Annotated in this window: 26 protein-coding genes; all 26 read right to left on the bottom strand. The window is 68.3% G+C overall.

What is annotated here, in order from left to right; translation table 11 throughout:
* Positions 1–48: 48 nt before the first annotated feature.
* Positions 49–855, bottom strand: a complete 807-nt coding sequence (gene rplO, locus QMG39_RS11070; RefSeq protein WP_281884933.1) for a 50S ribosomal protein L15 — start codon at positions 853–855, stop codon at positions 49–51.
* On the bottom strand, positions 855–1,040 hold the full coding sequence (rpmD, locus tag QMG39_RS11065) for a 50S ribosomal protein L30 (protein WP_281884931.1): 186 nt from the start codon (positions 1,038–1,040) through the stop codon (positions 855–857). Before rpmD ends, rplO begins: the two co-directional genes overlap by 1 nt.
* The gene (rpsE, locus tag QMG39_RS11060; RefSeq protein ID WP_281884929.1) at positions 1,040–1,741 is read right to left on the bottom strand and encodes a 30S ribosomal protein S5; all 702 of its coding nucleotides are present in this window, start codon (positions 1,739–1,741) and stop codon (positions 1,040–1,042) included. Before rpsE ends, rpmD begins: the two co-directional genes overlap by 1 nt.
* On the bottom strand, positions 1,738–2,097 hold the full coding sequence (rplR, locus tag QMG39_RS11055) for a 50S ribosomal protein L18 (RefSeq protein WP_281884927.1): 360 nt from the start codon (positions 2,095–2,097) through the stop codon (positions 1,738–1,740). The genes rpsE and rplR overlap by 4 nt, the downstream gene beginning before the upstream one ends.
* A 2-nt stretch (positions 2,098–2,099) precedes the next feature.
* Positions 2,100–2,636, bottom strand: a complete 537-nt coding sequence (gene rplF / locus QMG39_RS11050; protein ID WP_281884925.1) for a 50S ribosomal protein L6 — start codon at positions 2,634–2,636, stop codon at positions 2,100–2,102.
* Between the two features lie 6 nt (positions 2,637–2,642).
* On the bottom strand, positions 2,643–3,041 hold the full coding sequence (gene rpsH / locus QMG39_RS11045) for a 30S ribosomal protein S8 (RefSeq protein ID WP_281884924.1): 399 nt from the start codon (positions 3,039–3,041) through the stop codon (positions 2,643–2,645).
* 126 nt (positions 3,042–3,167) lie between these two features.
* Entirely contained in the window at positions 3,168–3,755 is a 588-nt protein-coding gene (rplE, locus tag QMG39_RS11040) for a 50S ribosomal protein L5 (protein ID WP_281884922.1), read from the bottom strand.
* 2 nt (positions 3,756–3,757) lie between these two features.
* A complete protein-coding gene (rplX, locus tag QMG39_RS11035; protein WP_281884920.1) occupies positions 3,758–4,117 on the bottom strand; it encodes a 50S ribosomal protein L24 in 360 nt (119 codons plus the stop codon).
* A gap of 3 nt (positions 4,118–4,120) precedes the next feature.
* Positions 4,121–4,489, bottom strand: coding sequence for a 50S ribosomal protein L14 (gene rplN / locus QMG39_RS11030; protein WP_281884919.1), 369 nt, complete (start codon positions 4,487–4,489; stop codon positions 4,121–4,123).
* Between the two features lie 34 nt (positions 4,490–4,523).
* Entirely contained in the window at positions 4,524–4,826 is a 303-nt protein-coding gene (gene rpsQ, locus QMG39_RS11025; protein WP_281884917.1) for a 30S ribosomal protein S17, read from the bottom strand.
* 1 nt (position 4,827) lies between these two features.
* Positions 4,828–5,145, bottom strand: a complete 318-nt coding sequence (rpmC, locus tag QMG39_RS11020; protein WP_281884915.1) for a 50S ribosomal protein L29 — start codon at positions 5,143–5,145, stop codon at positions 4,828–4,830.
* Positions 5,145–5,564: a 50S ribosomal protein L16 gene (gene rplP, locus QMG39_RS11015; RefSeq protein WP_281884913.1), complete on the bottom strand. Its 420-nt coding sequence runs from the start codon at positions 5,562–5,564 to the stop codon at positions 5,145–5,147. Before rplP ends, rpmC begins: the two co-directional genes overlap by 1 nt.
* 2 nt (positions 5,565–5,566) lie before the next feature.
* Entirely contained in the window at positions 5,567–6,316 is a 750-nt protein-coding gene (rpsC, locus tag QMG39_RS11010) for a 30S ribosomal protein S3 (protein ID WP_281884911.1), read from the bottom strand.
* Positions 6,316–6,681, bottom strand: coding sequence for a 50S ribosomal protein L22 (gene rplV / locus QMG39_RS11005; RefSeq protein ID WP_281884909.1), 366 nt, complete (start codon positions 6,679–6,681; stop codon positions 6,316–6,318). The genes rpsC and rplV overlap by 1 nt, the downstream gene beginning before the upstream one ends.
* Before the next feature lie 25 nt (positions 6,682–6,706).
* Complete coding sequence (gene rpsS, locus QMG39_RS11000) at positions 6,707–6,988, bottom strand: 30S ribosomal protein S19 (protein ID WP_281884907.1); 282 nt, start codon at positions 6,986–6,988, stop codon at positions 6,707–6,709.
* Positions 6,989–7,000: 12 nt separating this feature from the next.
* Positions 7,001–7,840: a 50S ribosomal protein L2 gene (gene rplB / locus QMG39_RS10995; RefSeq protein WP_281884905.1), complete on the bottom strand. Its 840-nt coding sequence runs from the start codon at positions 7,838–7,840 to the stop codon at positions 7,001–7,003.
* A gap of 14 nt (positions 7,841–7,854) precedes the next feature.
* Positions 7,855–8,157 carry a 50S ribosomal protein L23 gene (rplW, locus tag QMG39_RS10990; RefSeq protein WP_281884903.1) on the bottom strand — a complete coding sequence of 101 codons (303 nt, stop codon included), beginning with the start codon at positions 8,155–8,157 and terminating at the stop codon, positions 7,855–7,857.
* Positions 8,154–8,804, bottom strand: coding sequence for a 50S ribosomal protein L4 (gene rplD, locus QMG39_RS10985; RefSeq protein WP_281884900.1), 651 nt, complete (start codon positions 8,802–8,804; stop codon positions 8,154–8,156). The genes rplW and rplD overlap by 4 nt, the downstream gene beginning before the upstream one ends.
* A gap of 3 nt (positions 8,805–8,807) precedes the next feature.
* Positions 8,808–9,467 carry a 50S ribosomal protein L3 gene (rplC, locus tag QMG39_RS10980; protein WP_281884898.1) on the bottom strand — a complete coding sequence of 220 codons (660 nt, stop codon included), beginning with the start codon at positions 9,465–9,467 and terminating at the stop codon, positions 8,808–8,810.
* Between the two features lie 8 nt (positions 9,468–9,475).
* Complete coding sequence (gene rpsJ / locus QMG39_RS10975; protein ID WP_017201594.1) at positions 9,476–9,784, bottom strand: 30S ribosomal protein S10; 309 nt, start codon at positions 9,782–9,784, stop codon at positions 9,476–9,478.
* A gap of 456 nt (positions 9,785–10,240) precedes the next feature.
* On the bottom strand, positions 10,241–11,794 hold the full coding sequence (locus QMG39_RS10970; RefSeq protein WP_281884896.1) for a Mur ligase family protein: 1,554 nt from the start codon (positions 11,792–11,794) through the stop codon (positions 10,241–10,243).
* A 155-nt stretch (positions 11,795–11,949) separates the two neighbouring features.
* Entirely contained in the window at positions 11,950–12,972 is a 1,023-nt protein-coding gene (locus QMG39_RS10965) for an acyltransferase family protein (RefSeq protein ID WP_281884894.1), read from the bottom strand.
* 115 nt (positions 12,973–13,087) lie between these two features.
* Positions 13,088–14,281, bottom strand: coding sequence for an elongation factor Tu (gene tuf, locus QMG39_RS10960; RefSeq protein WP_281884892.1), 1,194 nt, complete (start codon positions 14,279–14,281; stop codon positions 13,088–13,090).
* Positions 14,282–14,397: 116 nt separating this feature from the next.
* The gene (gene fusA / locus QMG39_RS10955) at positions 14,398–16,512 is read right to left on the bottom strand and encodes an elongation factor G (RefSeq protein WP_281884890.1); all 2,115 of its coding nucleotides are present in this window, start codon (positions 16,510–16,512) and stop codon (positions 14,398–14,400) included.
* An 81-nt stretch (positions 16,513–16,593) separates the two neighbouring features.
* The gene (rpsG, locus tag QMG39_RS10950) at positions 16,594–17,064 is read right to left on the bottom strand and encodes a 30S ribosomal protein S7 (protein WP_281884888.1); all 471 of its coding nucleotides are present in this window, start codon (positions 17,062–17,064) and stop codon (positions 16,594–16,596) included.
* Positions 17,064–17,438, bottom strand: a complete 375-nt coding sequence (gene rpsL / locus QMG39_RS10945) for a 30S ribosomal protein S12 (protein ID WP_281884886.1) — start codon at positions 17,436–17,438, stop codon at positions 17,064–17,066. Before rpsL ends, rpsG begins: the two co-directional genes overlap by 1 nt.
* Between the last annotated feature and the right edge of the window lie 261 nt (positions 17,439–17,699).

Raw genomic sequence — 17,699 nt, 5'->3', positions numbered from 1 at the left:
ACTACGCGAGGCCCCGACAGGCTCGACAACCGTGCTGCTGTGCGGGTGTTACTTGACGGATCCGCCGGCCGCCACGATCTTCTCCTCCGCGGAACCGGAGACCTTGTCGACCGTGACGTTGAGCTTGACCGCGATGTCGCCGTCGCCCAGCACCTTGACCTTCTCGTTCTTGCGCACCGCGCCCTTGGCAACGAGGTCGGAGACGGTGACGTCCCCGCCCTTCGGGTAGAGCTCGGCGAGCTTCGCCAGGTTGACCACCTGGTACTCGACGCGGAACGGGTTCTTGAACCCGCGCAGCTTCGGCGCACGCATGTGGTAGGGCAGCTGGCCACCCTCGAAGCCGACGCGCACCGTGTTGCGGGCCTTCGTGCCCTTGGTGCCGCGACCCGCGGTCTTGCCCTTCGAGCCCTCACCGCGACCCACGCGGGTCTTCGCCTTCTTGGCGCCGGGCGCCGGGCGGAGGTGGTGGACCTTGAGGACCTGCTCGCGCTCGGCGGTCTCGGCCTCGGCCTTCTTCGCCGGGGCCTTCTTCGCCGGAGCCTTGGCTGCCGGAGCCTTGGCGGCCGGGGCCTTGTCGGCGGCGGCCTTGGCCGGAGCCTTCTTGGCCGGAGCCTTGGCGGCCGGAGCCTTCTCAGCGGCCGGCTTGTCGGCAGCGGCCTTCGCCGGAGCCTTCTTCGCCGGAGCCTTGGCGGCCGGAGCCTTCTCAGCGGCCGGCTTGTCGGCAGCGGCCTTCGCCGGAGCCTTCTTCGCCGGAGCCTTCGCTGCCGGAGCCTTCTCGGCGGCGGCCTTGGCCGGAGCCTTCTTGGCCGGAGCCTTCTTCGGAGCCTCGGCGGCGTCCTTCTTCTCTTCTGCCATTAGTCGATCTCCTCAACCTTGACGAGGTGAGCGACGGTGTTGACGTACCCGCGGTTCTGCGGGGTGTCCTCGCGGACCACGACGTCACCGATGCGCTTGAGTCCGAGACTGCGCAGCGTGTCGCGCTGGTACTGCTTCTCGCTCACCTTGGACTTGATCTGGGTCACCTTGAGCCGACCGGCCATCAGGCACCTGCCTTCGCTGCAGCGGCAGCCTCGGCTGCCTGGGCCTCAGCACGCAGCAGACGGGCCGGGGCGACCTCGTCGTAGTCGAGGCCGCGGCGAGCTGCGACGGCACGGGGCTCCTCGAGCTGCTGCAGCGCCTCGACGGTCGCGTGCACGATGTTGAGGGTGTTCGACGAACCGAGCGACTTGCTCAGCACGTCGTGGATGCCGGCGCACTCGAGCACGGCACGCACCGGACCACCGGCGATGACACCGGTACCGGGAGCGGCCGGGCGCAGCAGCACGACGCCGGCAGCGGCCTCGCCCTGCACCGGGTGCGGGATGGTCGCGGCGACGCGCGGGACGCGGAAGAAGTTCTTCTTCGCCTCCTCGACGCCCTTCGAGATCGCGGTCGGGACCTCGCGGGCCTTGCCGTAGCCGACGCCGACCATGCCGTTGCCGTCGCCCACGACGACGAGCGCCGTGAAGCTGAACCGGCGGCCGCCCTTGACGACCTTCGAGACGCGGTTGATGGTCACCACGCGCTCGAGGAACTGGCTCTTGTCGCTGTCGCGGTCACGGCCACGGCCCTGGTTGCGGTCGCGACCGCCGCCACGACGACCCTCGCGGGGCGCCTCGTTCTTCGACGACTCGCTCGAGGCGGCCGTCTCGACGGGGGTCTCCGAGACCACGTCTGCTTCCTTGTTGATCTTCTCGCTCACAGGTTCAGCCCTGCCTCTCGCGCTCCATCGGCGATCGCTGCGACACGACCGGCGTACTTGTTGCCACCGCGGTCGAAGATGACTGCCTCGACACCGGCGCTCTTCGCGCGCTCGGCGACGAGCTCGCCGACCTTGCGGGCCTTGGCGGTCTTGTCACCGTCGAACGTGCGGAGGTCGGCCTCCATGGTGGACGCCGAGGCGACCGTGTGGCCCTTGCTGTCGTCGACCACCTGGACGAAGACGTGGCGAGCCGAGCGGGTCACGACGAGGCGCGGACGCTGCTCGGTGCCGACGACCTTCTTGCGCAGGCGGGCGTGGCGGCGCGAACGCGCAGCCGACTTGCTCTTGACGGCCATGATTACTTACCAGCCTTTCCGGCCTTGCGGCGAACGACCTCACCGGCGTAGCGGATGCCCTTGCCCTTGTAGGGCTCCGGCTTCTTGATCTTGCGGATGTTCGCTGCGGTCTCGCCGACGGCCTGCTTGTCGATGCCGGCGACGGTGAGCTTGTTGTTGCCCTCGACCGTGAACGTGATCCCGGCCGGCGGCTCGACGGTGACCGGGTGCGAGAAGCCGAGGGCGAACTCGATCGAGCTGCCCTTCTGCTGCACGCGGTACCCGGTACCGACGATCTCGAGGGCCTTGGAGTAGCCCTGCGTCACGCCGACGATCTGGTTGTTGATGAGCGAACGGGTGAGGCCGTGGAGCGAACGCGACTCGCGCTCGTCGTCCGGGCGGCTGACGAGGACCTGACCGTCTTCGACCTTGGCCTCGATGGGAGCCGCGACGACGAGCGAGAGCTCGCCCTTCGGGCCCTTCACGGTGACCTGACGGCCGTCGACCGAGACGGTGACGCCGGCAGGGATGTCGATGGGGAGACGTCCGATTCGTGACATGTCGGGTTACCACACGTAGGCGAGGACTTCCCCACCCACGCCCTTCTTCTCGGCCTGGCGGTCGGTGAGCAGACCGCTGGAGGTGGACAGGATCGCGACGCCGAGGCCGCCGAGCACCTTGGGGAGCTCGGTCGACTTCGCGTACACGCGGAGTCCGGGCTTCGAGACCCGCTTGATGCCCGCGATCGAACGCTCGCGGTTGGGGCCGAACTTCAGCTGCAGCGTCAGCGTGGTGCCCACGCGCGCGTCGGAGACCTCGAAGTCGGCGATGTAGCCCTCGTTCTTCAGGATCTCGGCGATGTGCGCCTTGAGCTTCGAGTTCGGCATGGACACGCTGTCGTGGTGCGCGGAGTTGGCGTTGCGCAGCCGGGTCAGCATGTCAGCGACCGGATCGGTCATCGTCATGATGTGTTTCCTTCGTTCACCAGGTTTCAGGGCCCGTTACACGGGAACTGACCTGTGGTGGTGATCCGGACGGTCGCCCGGATCGGGTGCGGATGCCGCGCGCTCGGGCGCGGCATCCGCGGGGTCCTACTGTGCGTTCGAGCCGGCCGAGTAGGGGAAGCCGAGCGCCGTGAGCAGCGCGCGACCCTCCTCGTCGGTGGTCGCGGTGGTCACCACGGTGATGTCCATGCCGCGGACGCGGTCGATCTTGTCCTGGTCGATCTCGTGGAACACGGACTGCTCCGTGAGACCGAAGGTGTAGTTGCCGTGACCGTCGAACTGGCGGTCCGAGAGGCCGCGGAAGTCCCGGATGCGGGGCAGCGCGAGCGAGAGCAGGCGGTCGAGGAACTCCCACATGCGGTCGCCACGGAGCGTGACGTGCGCGCCGATGGGCTGGCCCTCGCGCAGCTTGAACTGCGCGATCGACTTGCGTGCCTTGGTCACCTGCGGCTTCTGGCCGGTGATCTTGGTCAGGTCGGCGATCGCGCCGTCGATGACCTTGCCATCGCGCGCGGCCTCGCCGACGCCCATGTTCACGACGATCTTCGTGAGGCCGGGCACCTGGTGCACGTTGGTGTATCCGTGCTCCTCGGTCAGCTTCGCGATGATCTCGCTCTGGTACTTCTGCTTGAGACGGGGCTGGATTTTGCCAGTTCCCACTGCAGTGTCGGTCATTGCTACAGGTCCTTACCTGACTTCTTGGCGTAACGAACGCGGACCGTCTTCTCGACGCCGTCCTTCGTCACGGTCTCGTTGCGGAAGCCGACGCGCGTCGGCTTCTTGGTCTCGGGGTCGACGATCGCGACGTTCGAGACGTGGATCGGGGCCTCGTGGGTCTCGAGGCCGCCGGTCTTCGAGCCGCGCTGGGTCTGGCCGACCCGCACGTGCTTGGTGACGTAGTTGACGCCCTCGACGACGATGCGGTCGTCGTTCGGGAACACCTCGATGACACGACCCTGCTTGCCGCGGTCTCCGCCGCGGTCCTGGCTCTTGCCCGAGATGACCTCGACGAGGTCGCCCTTCTTGATCTTCGCCATGACTTAGATGACCTCCGGCGCCAGCGAGATGATCTTCATGAACTTCTTGTCGCGCAGCTCGCGGCCCACCGGGCCGAAGATGCGGGTGCCACGGGGGTCACCGTCGTTCTTGAGGATCACTGCGGCGTTCTCGTCGAACTTGATGTACGAGCCGTCGGGACGACGGGTCTGCTTGACCGTGCGGACGATGACCGCCTTGACGACGTCGCCCTTCTTCACGTTGCCACCGGGGATCGCGTCCTTGACGGTCGCGACGATGGTGTCGCCGAGGCCGGCGTAGCGCCGGCTCGACCCGCCGAGCACGCGGATGGTGAGCAGCTCCTTGGCGCCGGTGTTGTCGGCGACCTTGAGCCGGGATTCCTGCTGAATCACTGTGTACTCCTTCTACGAAGCAAGCCCGCGGGGCTTACTTGGCCTTCTCGAGGATCTCGACAAGGCGCCAGCGCTTGGTGGCGCTCAGGGGCCGGGTCTCGCTGATGACGACCAGGTCGCCGATGCCGGCGGTGTTCTGCTCGTCGTGCGCCTTCACCTTGGAGGTGCGGCGGATGACCTTGCCGTAGAGCGGGTGCTTCACGCGGTCCTCGACCTCGACGACGATGGTCTTCTCCATCTTGTCGCTGACGACGTAGCCACGACGCACCTTGCGGTACGGGCGGACGAGCTCGGCCTTCTCGGCGACCTCGGCCGCAGCCTTCTTGGTCTCAGCCATGTCAGGCCTCCTTCGTCTCGGCGTCGGCCTCGGCCGCCGCCTTCTTGGTCTTCTTCGCGGGCTTCTCGGCCTTCGCGGGCACCTCGACCGGGGCCGGGGTGGCGCGGATGCCGAGCTCGCGCTCGCGGATCACGGTGTAGATGCGCGCGATGTCGCGCTTGACGGCCTTCAGGCGGCCGTGGCTCTCGAGCTGACCCGTTGCGGCCTGGAAGCGGAGGTTGAACAGCTCCTCCTTGGCCTTCTTCAGCTCGTCGACGAGTCGCTCGTCTTCGAAGGTGTCGAGCTCGGCGGGGGCGAGCTCCTTGGATCCGACGGCCATTATGCGTCGCCCTCCTCGCGCTTGATGATGCGTGCCTTCAGGGGCAGCTTGTGGATTGCACGGGTCAGCGCCTCACGTGCGAGTTCCTCGGAGACACCCGAGACCTCGAACATGACACGGCCCGGCTTGACGTTGGCGACCCACCACTCGGGCGAACCCTTACCGGAACCCATGCGGGTCTCGGCCGGCTTCTTGGTGAGCGGACGGTCGGGGTAGATGTTGATCCACACCTTGCCGCCGCGCTTGATGTGACGCGTCACCGCGATACGAGCGGACTCGATCTGGCGGTTGGTCACGTAGGCGGGCGTCAGGGCCTGGATGCCGTACTCGCCGAACGACACCTTGGTGCCGCCGGTGGCCTGGCCACGGCGACCCGGGTGGTGCTGCTTGCGGTACTTGACTCGACGGGGAATCAACATGGTTATGCCTCAACTCCTGCTGCGACCGGCTCCTGCGCCTTGGGCGCACGACGACGGTCTCCGCGCTCGGGGCGCGACGACTTCTGGTTGGCCTGCTCGCGGGCGAGCTCCTTGTTGGTGATGTCGCCCTTGTAGATCCAGACCTTCACGCCGATGCGGCCGAAGGTGGTCTTCGCCTCGTAGAAGCCGTAGTCGATGTTCGCGCGGAGGGTGTGCAGCGGCACGCGACCCTCGCGGTAGAACTCCGAACGGCTCATCTCGGCGCCGCCGAGGCGGCCGGAGACCTGGATGCGGACGCCCTTGGCGCCGGCGCGCTGCGCGCCCTGCAGGCCCTTGCGCATCGCGCGGCGGAAGGCCACGCGTGCGGAGAGCTGCTCGGCGATGCCCTGCGCGACGAGCTGGGCGTCGGCCTCGGGGTTCTTCACCTCGAGGATGTTGAGCTGGATCTGCTTGCCGGTGAGCTTCTCGAGGTCGGCGCGGATGCGCTCGGCCTCGGCGCCTCGGCGACCGATCACGATGCCCGGGCGGGCGGTGTGGATGTCGACGCGGACGCGGTCACGGGTGCGCTCGATCTCGATGCGCGAGACACCCGCGCGGTCGAGCGAGGTCTGCAGCAGGCGACGGATGCGGACGTCCTCTGCGAGGTAGTCCGAGTAGCGCTGGCCGGGCTTGTTCGAGTCGGAGAACCAACGCGACACGTGGTCGGTGGTCACGCCGAGACGGAAGCCGTACGGGTTTACCTTCTGACCCATTACTTCGTACCCTCCTCGGGAGTGGCGAGCACAACAGTGATGTGGCTGGTGCGCTTGTTGATGCGGAACGCACGACCCTGGGCACGCGGCTGGAATCGCTTGAGGGTGACACCCTCGTCGACGAAGGCGCGCGACACGTAGAGGTCCTGCTCGTCCAGGTAGGTGTTCGAGGCATCGGCCTTGACGCGAGCGTTCGCGATGGCCGAGGCGACGAGCTTGTACACCGGCTCGCTCGCACCCTGGGGCGCGAACTTCAGGATGGCCAGGGCCTCCTGTGCCTGCTTGCCGCGGATCATGTTGACGACGCGGCGGGCCTTCATGGGGGTCACGCGGATGTGACGCACGCGTGCGATCGACTCCACCATTTCTCTCCTCCTTCACGCCACCGCGTCAGCGGCGGCGGCCCTTCTTGTCGTCCTTCACGTGTCCACGGAAGGTGCGGGTGGGCGCGAACTCGCCGAGCTTGTGGCCCACCATGGTCTCGGTGACGAACACCGGGATGTGCTTGCGGCCGTCGTGCACGGCGATCGTGTGACCCAGCATTGCGGGGACGATCATCGAGCGACGCGACCACGTCTTGATGACGTTCTTGGAACCGGCCTCGTTCTGCGTGACGACCTTGCGAAGCAGGTGCTCGTCGACGAAGGGGCCCTTCTTGAGACTGCGCGGCATCTTCTCTTACTCCTACTTGCGCTTCTTGCCGACGGTGCGACGACGGACGATGAGCTTGTCGCTCTCCTTGTTGGGGCGACGGGTGCGGCCCTCGGCCTGACCCCAGGGGCTGACCGGGTGGCGACCACCGGAGGTCTTGCCCTCGCCACCACCGTGCGGGTGGTCGATCGGGTTCATGGCGACACCGCGGACGGTCGGGCGGACGCCCTTCCACCGCTTGCGGCCGGCCTTGCCCCAGTTGATGTTCGACTGCTCGGCGTTGCCGACCTCGCCGACGGTCGCGCGGCAGCGCGCGTCGACGTTGCGGATCTCGCCCGACGGCAGGCGGAGCTGCGCGTAGGGGCCGTCCTTGGCGACGAGGCGCACCGAGGCGCCTGCCGAGCGGGCCATCTTGGCGCCGCCGCCGGGGCGGAGCTCGATGGCGTGCACGACGGTACCGGTCGGGATGTTGCGCAGCGGCAGGTTGTTGCCCGGCTTGATGTCGGCCGAGGGACCCGACTCGACGACGTCGCCCTGCGAGAGGCGGCTCGGCGCCAGGATGTAGCGCTTGGTGCCGTCGACGAAGTGCAGCAGCGCGATGCGCGCGGTGCGGTTCGGGTCGTACTCGATGTGCGCGACCTTGGCGGGCACGCCGTCCTTGTCGTTGCGACGGAAGTCGATGACGCGGTACTGGCGCTTGTGGCCACCGCCGATGTGGCGGGTGGTGATCCGGCCCTGGTTGTTGCGCCCGCCCGACTTGGACAGGGGCTTCAGCAGCGACTTCTCCGGCGTCGACCGGGTGATCTCCGCGAAGTCGGCGACGGACGAACCGCGACGACCCGGGGTCGTGGGCTTGTACTTGCGAATAGCCATTTCTCGGTTGCTCCTTAGCCGACAGCCGTGAAGATGTCGATCGAGCCCGACTTCAGCGTGATGATGGCGCGCTTGGTGTCCTTGCGCTTGCCCATGCCGAAGCGGGTGCGGCGGGTCTTGCCCTGGCGGTTGAGGGTGTTCACCTGCGCGACCTCGACCTTGAAGATCTGCTCGATGGCGAGCTTGATCTCGGTCTTGTTGGCGCGGGGGTCCACGATGAACGTGTACTTGCCCTCGTCGATCAGGTTGTAGCTCTTCTCGGAGACCACCGGCGCGATGATGATCTCGCGGGGGTCCTTGTTCCATGCGGCGCTCATGCGGAGACCTCTTCCTTCGTGGCCTTCGAGGCGATGAAGCCCTCGAGCGCGGCCTTGGTGAAGACGATGTCGTCGGAGACGAGCACGTCGTAGGCGTTCAGCTGGTCGAACGGCAGCACGTGCACGGTCGGGATGTTGCGGACGGCGCGCTCGCTGAGCTCGTCGTCGCGGGTGAGCACCACCAGGACGTGCTTCGACGCTGCCACGGAGTCGAGCAGCTCGATCGCGGCCTTCGTCTTCGGCGTCTCGCCGGCGAAGAGGCCCTCGACGGCGTGCACGCGGCTGCCGCGGGCACGGTCGGAGAGCGCGCCGAGCAGGGCTGCGGCGATCATCTTCTTGGGCGTGCGCTGCGAGTAGTCGCGCGGGGTCGGGCCGTGGACGACGCCACCGCCGGTCATGTGCGGCGCGCGGATCGAACCCTGGCGGGCGCGACCGGTGCCCTTCTGCTTGAAGGGCTTGCGGCCGGCACCGGAGACCTCACCGCGGTTCTTGGTCTTGTGCGTGCCCTGGCGCGCAGCGGCGAGCTGGGCGACGACGACCTGGTGGATCAGCGGGACGTTGGTCTGCACGTCGAAGAGCTCGGCGGGCAGCTCGATCGAGCCGGCCTTCTTGCCCTTGACGTCGACGATGTCGAGTGAGGTAGCCATGGACTACGCTCCCTTCACTGCGTTGCGGACGAAAACGAGGCGGCCACGAGCACCGGGGACGGCGCCCTTGACGAGCAGCAGGCCCTTCTCGGCGTCGACCGAGTGCACCTTGAGGTTGAGCACGGTCACGCGCTCGCCGCCCATGCGGCCGGCCATGCGCATGCCCTTGAAGACGCGGCTCGGGGTCGAGGACGCGCCGATCGAACCGGGCTTGCGGTGGTTGCGGTGGGCACCGTGCGAAGCGGACACGCCCTTGAAGTTGTGGCGCTTCATGACACCGGCGAAGCCCTTGCCCTTCGAGGTGCCGACGACGTCGACCAGCTGGCCGGCCTCGAAGGTCTCCTCGACGGTGAGCTCCTGGCCCAGCGAGTAGTCGGCGGCGTCAGCCGTGCGCACCTCGGCGAGGTGGCGGCGCGGGGTGACCCCGGCGGCCTCGAAGTGGCCGGCGGCCGGCTTGAGGACCTTGCGGGGGTCGATCTGGCCCGCGGCGATCTGGACGGCGCTGTAGCCGTCCTTCTCGGGGGTGCGGAGCTGGGTGACGACGTTGGGGGCGATCTCGATCACGGTCACGGGGATGACGCGGTTCTGGTCGTCCCACACCTGGGTCATGCCGAGCTTCGTGCCCAGGAGACCCTTGACGGTCTTGGTAGCAGTCGTGGACATGGGTTACCTCAGAGCTTGATCTCGATGTTGACGTCGGCCGGAAGGTCGAGGCGCATGAGCGAGTCGACCGCCTTGGGGGTCGGGTCGACGATGTCGATCAGGCGCTTGTGGGTGCGCATCTCGAAGTGCTCGCGGCTGTCCTTGTACTTGTGGGGCGAGCGGATGACGCACACCACGTTCTTCTCCGTGGGGAGCGGCACCGGGCCGACCACGGTCGCACCCGCGCGGGTCACCGTGTCGACGATCTTGCGCGCCGAGGTGTCGATGACCTCGTGGTCGTACGACTTCAGTCGAATGCGGATCTTCTGTCCCGCCATGGCTGACTCTCTCTCTGTCAAGGCGTCGTACAGCTCGCGCTGCATTGGACGCCGTCGTAGCACTCCGTGTGGTGCACCACTGTTCTTCTGTCAACGGCCCGTGATCGAGCCTGTCGAGACCACCGCGATTCCTCGCGGATCCGATCGCCTCGACACGCTCGACCGTCGAACCTGTCACCGACTCGCGCACGCGGGCGCGAACCCGCTCGCGGACACGGCTGCGCCGTGTCCTTGCAGTTGTCGGTTGAGTCGTGTCCTGCTGCCCGCGGCCTAACCTGACCCCCGTGAGCATCGCCCGAGGTGGTTATGCACTGCCTGGCAGTGATCCGAAACGCGCGCACGTTCGCCACGCGTTCGAAATGTTGAACTCAACGAGTTTGCCACATCGCACGCGTCCCGTGCAACCCGGGCGTGTCGCGCACGGCGTGTCGCCCAGCGGACTCACAGCGAACGGCGTCAGCGGGCCTCCCAGCCCTGCTCGCGGAGCGCCTGGCGTGCCTGCTCCCGGGCGGAGTACGCGGTCTTGACGCCGCGGATCTCGCGGTAGTTCTGGTGACCGGGGCCGGCCCAGAGGATGGAGTCCTCGGCCTCGCAGAGCGACACGGCGAGGCGGATCGCCCGGGGCGGCGGCGACACCACGTGCAGCTCGGCGTCGGGCCTCGCCGCGAGCGCACCCTCGGCCAGCGTGCGGCGGATGGACGCGGCATCCTCGAACCGCGGATGGTGGTCGGTGACCACCAGGATGTCGCTGCGCCGCACCGCCTCGGCGGCCATGTCGTGGCGCTTCGTCTTGTCGCGGTCGCCGTCGGCGCCGAACACCATGATCACCTTGCCCGAGGTCACCGCCCGGACCGCGTCCAGCGTCTTCGCGAACGCGTCGGCGCTGTGGCCGAAGTCGACGTAGATCGCGGGCGAGCCGGGCGCCGCGACGTTCTCCGTGCGACCGGGGATCGGCGGGATGGCGCCGTCGTGGGCGAGCGCGGCGGCGACCCGCTCGAACGGGCGCCCGCCGGCGACGAGCATGACGATCGCGAGACCCGCGTTGGCCGCGTGGTGCTCCCCGATCGCCGGGATCATGGCCTCGAGGTGCGCGCCGTCGGGGCCGTCCAGCGCGAACCGCGTGCCCTCGCGCGACACGGCCGTCGTGCGCACACGCCAGTCGGCGTCGACGTCGTCGCGCGAGGTGATGGTCTGCACCGGGATGCCCGAGCGCTCGACGACCTGCGCGCCCCACGCCGTGTCCAGCGAGACGACGCCCGTCTCCGCGCGGTCGGGCTGGAACAGCGCGACCTTCTGGTCGAAGTACTCCTCCATCGACGCGTAGTCGTCGAGGTGGTCGTGGCTGAGGTTGGTGAACCCGGCGACCTGGAAGCGCACCCCGTCGATGCGGTGCCGCGTGAGCGCCTGCGCGGAGACCTCGATCGCCGCGGCCGTCACGCCCCGCTCGCGCATCGTGGCGATGAGCGCGTGCATGTCGCTGGACTCGGGCGTGGTGAGCCCGGCGACGACGACCTCGCCCGCGACGCGGCGCTCGGCCGTCGAGCTGAGCCCGGCCACCTCGCCCAGCGCGCCGAGCATGCCCTCCAGGAGGTGGACGGTGCTCGTCTTGCCGTTGGTGCCGGTCACCCCGAGCAGCTGCGGGTCGCCCTCGACGTAGTCGTACACCTTCGCGGCCGCGGCGCCGAGCACCTCGCGCGGTGCGGGCACGACCAGCACGGGCAGGGCGGATGCCCCTGCCAGCGCCGCACCCTCGGCATCCGTCAGCAGCGCGACGGCACCCGCCTCGGCCGCCTGGCCCGCGAACTGCGCGCCGTGCGCGTGCGCGCCGCGGATGCCCACGTACAGGTCGCCCGGGCGCACTTGCCCCGATGCGAAGGTGACGCCGGTGACCCGCACCTCAGCGGCCCCGGGCACCACCTGCGCACCGACCGCGTCCGCGACGTCGCCGAGCGCGACCGCCTCGGTGCGTTCCGGGCGCAGGGTGATCGGCGCGGGGGCGATCTCGGTCAAGGGGGCTCCTCTCGAGGCCGCAGGCGGCCACGGCGTCAGTCGCGTCGGCCACCGGCTCGTGCCCGGCACCCGTCGCGCGGGCGGGTCACCCGCGCATGCGTTCCCAGCGATTCTAGGCGAGCGGGGCGCCCTCCGCGCTCCCCCGAGGCCGCCGGTCACTCCGCGTCGGCGCCCTCCGCACGGCGCGGTCCCGGGTCGGGGACCGGGGCCGGGCGACGCCGGTCGCGCAGCCGGAGCACGGGCTGCTCGATCCAGCGGTACGACGCCTCCGCCACGAGCAGGGATGCCGCGACGCCCGCGACGACCCGGAGCCACTCGGGCACGCCCTCGGGCGCGTGGTGCAGCGCGAGCGACATGATCGGCAGGTGCCAGAGGTAGAGGCTGTACGAGCGGAGCCCGAACCAGCGCAGGGGCGTCCACTCGGCCGGCGGAACCGTGCGCGAGACGAGCAGGGCCACCATCGGCGCGGCGACGACCGCCCCGATCGAGATCGGCCATCCGGTGGTGAGCGCGGCCGGGAGCGGGACGAAGACCGCCACGACGAATCCGACGGCCGCGATCGGGGCCAGCCGCCCGATGCCGGCGAGGGTGCGCGGGCCGGCGAACGCGAGCGCGCAGCCGAGCGGCAAGCCCATCGCGCGCACGTAGCTGTGCAGCGCGGGCGGCGCGCCCGGCAGCAGGTCGAGCACGAGGATCGTCGCGATGAGCGCGACCACGGGCAGCCACCCCCACCACGCGCGCGACCACAGGGCCAGCAGGAGCAGCGCGGGCCAGACGAGGTAGAACTGCTCCTCGAGGCTCAGCGTCCAGGTGTGGTCGAGCAGACCGCCCTGCATCGCGAACAGGTTCGAGGTGTAGGTGAGCGACACCACGACGTCGCGCGTGAGCTCCGGCACCGCACGGCCGGTGACGAGCGCGACGGTCATCACGAACGTGCAGGCCGCGAGCAGCGCGGGGTAGAGCCGGAGGAGCCGGCGCGCGGTGAAGCGCGCGAGGCGGATCGTGCCGGTGCGGTCGTACTCGTTGCGCAGCAGCCGCGTGATGAGGAAGCCGGACAGGACGAAGAACACGTCGACGCCGAGGAAGCCGCCCGGCGCGAGCCCGGCGTGGAAGAGCACGACGGCGATGACCGCGACGCCTCGGAGGCCGTCGAGTCCCCGCCATCGTGCCGCCGACATGCGCCCAATCCTCGCACGTCCCGGGGCGCCGTCGACGGCGCCGTGTGAACGACGAAGGGGCCGGGCCCGAAGGCCCGACCCCTGTCGGTCGCGATGCTCCTGTCGGAGCGGTTCGCTACTTGATGATCTTCGTGACCGTACCGGCACCCACGGTGCGACCACCCTCACGGATGGCGAAGCCGAGGCCCTCCTCCATGGCGATCGGCTGGATCAGGTCGACCGTCATGTCGGTGGTGTCGCCGGGCATGACCATCTCGGTGCCCTCGGGCAGCGTGATGACGCCGGTGACGTCGGTGGTGCGGAAGTAGAACTGCGGACGGTAGTTCGCGTAGAACGGGTTGTGGCGGCCACCCTCGTCCTTGGACAGGATGTACGCGGTGCCCTCGAACTCGGTGTGCGGCGTGACGGAACCCGGAGCGACGACGACCTGGCCGCGCTCGACCTCCTCGCGCTTGAGACCGCGGAGCAGGAGACCGCAGTTCTCGCCGGCCCACGCCTCGTCGAGCTGCTTGTGGAACATCTCGATACCGGTGACCGTGGTCTTCTGCGTCGGGCGGATGCCGACGATCTCGACCTCGGAGTTGATCTTCAGGGTGCCGCGCTCCGCACGGCCGGTGACGACGGTTCCACGACCGGTGATCGTGAAGACGTCCTCGATCGGCATGAGGAACGGCTTGTCCTTGTCGCGCACGGGGTCGGGGATCGAGTCGTCCACGGCCTCCATGAGCTCGAGCACCGAGTTGACCCACTGCTCGTCGCCCTCGAGGGCCTTGAGGCCCGAGACGCGCACGACCGGAGCGTCGTCGCCCGGGAAGCCCTGGCTCGAGAGCAGCTCGCGCACCTCGAGCTCGACGAGCTCGAGGATCTCCTCGTCGTCGACCATGTCGGCCTTGTTCAGCGCGACGAGCAGGTAGGGCACGCCGACCTGCTTGGCGAGCAGCACGTGCTCACGCGTCTGGGCCATGGGGCCGTCGGTCGCCGCGACCACGAGGATCGCGCCGTCCATCTGGGCCGCACCGGTGATCATGTTCTTGATGTAGTCGGCGTGACCCGGGGCGTCGACGTGCGCGTAGTGGCGCTTCGGCGTCTCGTACTCGACGTGCGAGATGTTGATCGTGATGCCGCGCTGGCGCTCCTCGGGAGCGGAGTCGATCGAAGCGAAGTCGCGCAGCACGTTGACGTCCGACGGGTACTTCTCGGCGAGCACCTTCGAGATCGCAGCGGTGAGCGTGGTCTTGCCGTGGTCGACGTGACCGATCGTTCCGATGTTGACGTGCGGCTTGGTCCGCTCGAACTTGGCCTTAGCCACTGTGGGTCCTCCTCAGGACTTACGTGTAGAAGCGCCGGGCGCTGGATTGCGCTCGGTGATCTACGGGGTGTGTTGGGTATGTTACGCGAACCGGCTGGTTGCGCGCTGTGCGAGGGCTACTCGCCCTTGTTCTTCTGGACGATCTCGTCGGCGACCGCCTTCGGGACCTCCGCGTAGCTCTCGAAGGTCATCGAGTACACCGCACGGCCCGAGGTCTTCGACCGCAGGTCGCCGATGTATCCGAACATCTCCGACAGCGGGACGTTGGCGCGAATCACCTTCACACCACTGGCGTCCTCCATCGACTGGATCTGCCCGCGGCGCGAGTTCAGGTCGCCGATGACGTCGCCCATGTACTCCTCGGGCGTACGCACCTCGACGGCCATCAGCGGCTCGAGCAGAACCGGGTTCGCCTTCCGAGCGGCTTCCTTGAAGCCCATCGAGCCGGCGATCTTGAACGCCATCTCCGAGGAGTCGACGTCGTGCGAGGCACCGTCCAGCAGGGTCGCCTTGACGCCCACCATGGGGTATCCGGCGAGGATGCCGTACTGCATCGCGTCCTGGAATCCGGCGTCGACCGAGGGGATGTACTCCCGCGGGATGCGACCACCGGTGACCTTGTTCTCGAACTCGTAGGTCGTGTCGGCCGTGACCTCGAGGGGCTCGATCGCGAACTGGATCTTCGCGAACTGGCCCGAACCACCCGTCTGCTTCTTGTGGGTGTAGTCGTGCTTCTCGACCTTGCGCTTCAGGGTCTCGCGGTACGCGACCTGCGGCTTGCCGACGTTCGCCTCGACCTTGAACTCCCGCTTCATGCGGTCGACGAGGATGTCGAGGTGCAGCTCGCCCATGCCCTTGATGACGGTCTGGCCGGTCTCCGCGACGTGCTCGGTGCGGAAGGTCGGGTCCTCCTCGGCGAGCTTCTGGATCGCCGTGCCGAGCTTCTCCTGGTCGGCCTTGGTCTTCGGCTCGATGGCCACCTCGATCACGGGCTCGGGGAAGGTCATCGACTCGAGCACGACCTGCTCGCTCGGGTCGGACAGGGTGTCGCCCGTGGTGGTGTCCTTCAGGCCGATGACCGCGTAGATGTGGCCGGCGGTCAGGAAGTCGACCGGGTTCTCCTTGTTGGCGTGCATCTGGAAGATCTTCCCGATGCGCTCCTTCTTGCCCTTGGCCGTGTTGATGACCTGGCCGCCCGAGTCGAGGCGACCCGAGTACACGCGGATGTAGGTGAGGCGCCCGAAGAACGGGTGCGTCATGATCTTGAACGCGAGCGCGGCGAAGGGCTCGTCGGCGTCGGCGTGACGCTCGATGATGGTCTCCTCGTCGCGGGCGTCGTGCGCCTCGATCGCCGGCATGTCCAGCGGCGAGGGCAGGTAGTCCACGACCGCGTCGAGCATCGGCTGCACGCCGCGGTTCTTGAACGCCGAGCCGCAGAGCACCGGGTAGATCTCGCTGTTGATCGTGAGCTTGCGGATCGCGCCCTTGATCTCGGCGACCGTGAGCTCCTCGCCGCCGAAGTACTTCTCGAGCAGCGCGTCGTCGGTCTCGGCGACGGTCTCGAGCAGCGTCTGGCGGTACTCCTCGGCCTTGTCCTTGAGGTCGGCCGGGATCTCCTGGACCTCGTACTTCGCGCCGAGCGTCACGTCGCCCTTCGCGTCGCCGGGCCACACCAGGGCGCGCATCTCGACCAGGTCGATCACGCCGAGGAAGTCGTTCTCGGCGCCGATCGGCAGCTGCAGCACGAGCGGCTTCGCGCCCAGGCGGCTGACGATGGTGTCGACGGTGAAGTAGAAGTCCGCACCGAGCTTGTCCATCTTGTTGACGAAGCAGATGCGCGGCACGTTGTACTTGTCGGCCTGGCGCCAGACGGTCTCGGACTGGGGCTCGACGCCCTCCTTGCCGTCGAAGACGGCGACCGCGCCGTCGAGCACGCGGAGGTTGCGCTCCACCTCGACGGTGAAGTCGACGTGACCGGGCGTGTCGATGATGTTCAGCTGGATGTTGTTCCAGAAGCACGTCGTCGCGGCCGACGTGATGGTGATGCCGCGCTCCTGCTCCTGCGCCATCCAGTCCATCGTCGCGGCGCCGTCGTGCACCTCGCCGATCTTGTGCGTGATGCCCGTGTAGAACAGGATGCGCTCGGTCGTGGTGGTCTTGCCGGCATCGATGTGGGCCATGATGCCGAAGTTGCGGACCTTGTTCAGGTCGGTGAGCACATCCTGTGCCACAGGTTCCTCCGGGGGATCTCGTAGGTGGGGTTGGGGGGAGCGGATGCCGCGGGGCGTCGCCTCGCGGCATCCGCTCGCCGGCTACCAGCGGTAGTGGGCGAAGGCGCGGTTCGACTCGGCCATCTTGTGGGTGTCCTCGCGGCGCTTGACCGCGGCACCCAGGCCGTTCGAGGCGTCGAGGATCTCGTTGGTGAGACGCTCGGTCATGGTCTTCTCGCGGCGGGCCTTGGCGTAGCTGGTGAGCCAGCGCAGCGCCAGGGTGTTCGCACGGTGCGGCTTGACCTCGACGGGGACCTGGTAGGTCGAGCCGCCGACGCGGCGCGAGCGGACCTCGAGGGTCGGGCGCACGTTGTCCAGGGCCTTCTTGAGGGTCACGACGGCGTCCTGGCCGGACTTCGAGGCGACGGTCTCGAGCGCGTCGTAGACGATGCGCTGCGCGAGGTCCTTCTTGCCGTCGATCAGGATCTTGTTGACGAGCTGGCTGACGACCGGCGACCCGTAGACGGGGTCGGCGACGACGGGGCGCTTCGGAGCGGGTCCCTTGCGAGGCATTACTTCTTCTCCATCTTCGCGCCGTAGCGGCTGCGCGACTGCTTGCGGTTCTTGACCGCCTGCGTGTCGAGCGCGCCGCGGATGATCTTGTAGCGGACGCCGGGGAGGTCCTTCACACGGCCGCCGCGGACGAGCACCATCGAGTGCTCCTGCAGGTTGTGGCCCTCGCCGGGGATGTAGGCGGTGACCTCGGTGCCGTTGGAGAGCTTCACTCGGGCGACCTTGCGCAGGGCCGAGTTCGGCTTCTTCGGGGTGGTGGTGTAGACGCGCGTGCAGACGCCGCGCTGCTGGGGGTTGGCCTTCAGGGCCGGGGCCTTGGTCTTGTCGACCTTCGGCGAGCGGCCCTTGCGGACCAGCTGCTGAATGGTGGGCACTCGTTCTCCTTGTTCATGCTGCACGGTGACAGCGGTGATGGATTGTGTCGCATCATGACCCACCGGCACCGCAGAGCTGCAGTGCCTTCGAATGGTGGGTATGCCGTGGGGGATGCTCATCCAGAGCTCCCTTGGAGTGTGGTTTCCGTTCGCTTCCCGGCGCACGCCCGGGGGCATGCGTCAGGCGCGCGGCGAAGCGCACACCAGATCAATGTTACCCGGGGCGTTCTGGGTGGTCAAATGGCCGCGGAGTCCCCCAGC

Source organism: Agromyces rhizosphaerae, from assembly GCF_027925245.1.
Taxonomy (GTDB): domain Bacteria; phylum Actinomycetota; class Actinomycetes; order Actinomycetales; family Microbacteriaceae; genus Agromyces; species Agromyces rhizosphaerae.
Note: the sequence above shows the minus strand (reverse complement) of the source record. Positions and strands in the feature narration are given on the sequence as shown.

Coding starts and splice junctions, on each gene's coding strand:
- rplO (WP_281884933.1), bottom strand. CDS start 855: ATGGCAGAAGAGAAGAAGGACGCCGCCGAGGCTCCGAAGAAGGCTCCG.
- rpmD (WP_281884931.1), bottom strand. CDS start 1,040: ATGGCCGGTCGGCTCAAGGTGACCCAGATCAAGTCCAAGGTGAGCGAG.
- rplR (WP_281884927.1), bottom strand. CDS start 2,097: ATGGCCGTCAAGAGCAAGTCGGCTGCGCGTTCGCGCCGCCACGCCCGC.
- rplF (WP_281884925.1), bottom strand. CDS start 2,636: ATGTCACGAATCGGACGTCTCCCCATCGACATCCCTGCCGGCGTCACC.
- rpsH (WP_281884924.1), bottom strand. CDS start 3,041: ATGACGATGACCGATCCGGTCGCTGACATGCTGACCCGGCTGCGCAAC.
- rplE (WP_281884922.1), bottom strand. CDS start 3,755: ATGACCGACACTGCAGTGGGAACTGGCAAAATCCAGCCCCGTCTCAAG.
- rplX (WP_281884920.1), bottom strand. CDS start 4,117: ATGGCGAAGATCAAGAAGGGCGACCTCGTCGAGGTCATCTCGGGCAAG.
- rpsQ (WP_281884917.1), bottom strand. CDS start 4,826: ATGGCTGAGACCAAGAAGGCTGCGGCCGAGGTCGCCGAGAAGGCCGAG.
- rpmC (WP_281884915.1), bottom strand. CDS start 5,145: ATGGCCGTCGGATCCAAGGAGCTCGCCCCCGCCGAGCTCGACACCTTC.
- rplP (WP_281884913.1), bottom strand. CDS start 5,564: ATGTTGATTCCCCGTCGAGTCAAGTACCGCAAGCAGCACCACCCGGGT.
- rpsC (WP_281884911.1), bottom strand. CDS start 6,316: ATGGGTCAGAAGGTAAACCCGTACGGCTTCCGTCTCGGCGTGACCACC.
- rplV (WP_281884909.1), bottom strand. CDS start 6,681: ATGGTGGAGTCGATCGCACGCGTGCGTCACATCCGCGTGACCCCCATG.
- rpsS (WP_281884907.1), bottom strand. CDS start 6,988: ATGCCGCGCAGTCTCAAGAAGGGCCCCTTCGTCGACGAGCACCTGCTT.
- rplB (WP_281884905.1), bottom strand. CDS start 7,840: ATGGCTATTCGCAAGTACAAGCCCACGACCCCGGGTCGTCGCGGTTCG.
- rplW (WP_281884903.1), bottom strand. CDS start 8,157: ATGAGCGCCGCATGGAACAAGGACCCCCGCGAGATCATCATCGCGCCG.
- rplD (WP_281884900.1), bottom strand. CDS start 8,804: ATGGCTACCTCACTCGACATCGTCGACGTCAAGGGCAAGAAGGCCGGC.
- rplC (WP_281884898.1), bottom strand. CDS start 9,467: ATGTCCACGACTGCTACCAAGACCGTCAAGGGTCTCCTGGGCACGAAG.
- rpsJ (WP_017201594.1), bottom strand. CDS start 9,784: ATGGCGGGACAGAAGATCCGCATTCGACTGAAGTCGTACGACCACGAG.
- QMG39_RS10965 (WP_281884894.1), bottom strand. CDS start 12,972: ATGTCGGCGGCACGATGGCGGGGACTCGACGGCCTCCGAGGCGTCGCG.
- rpsG (WP_281884888.1), bottom strand. CDS start 17,064: ATGCCTCGCAAGGGACCCGCTCCGAAGCGCCCCGTCGTCGCCGACCCC.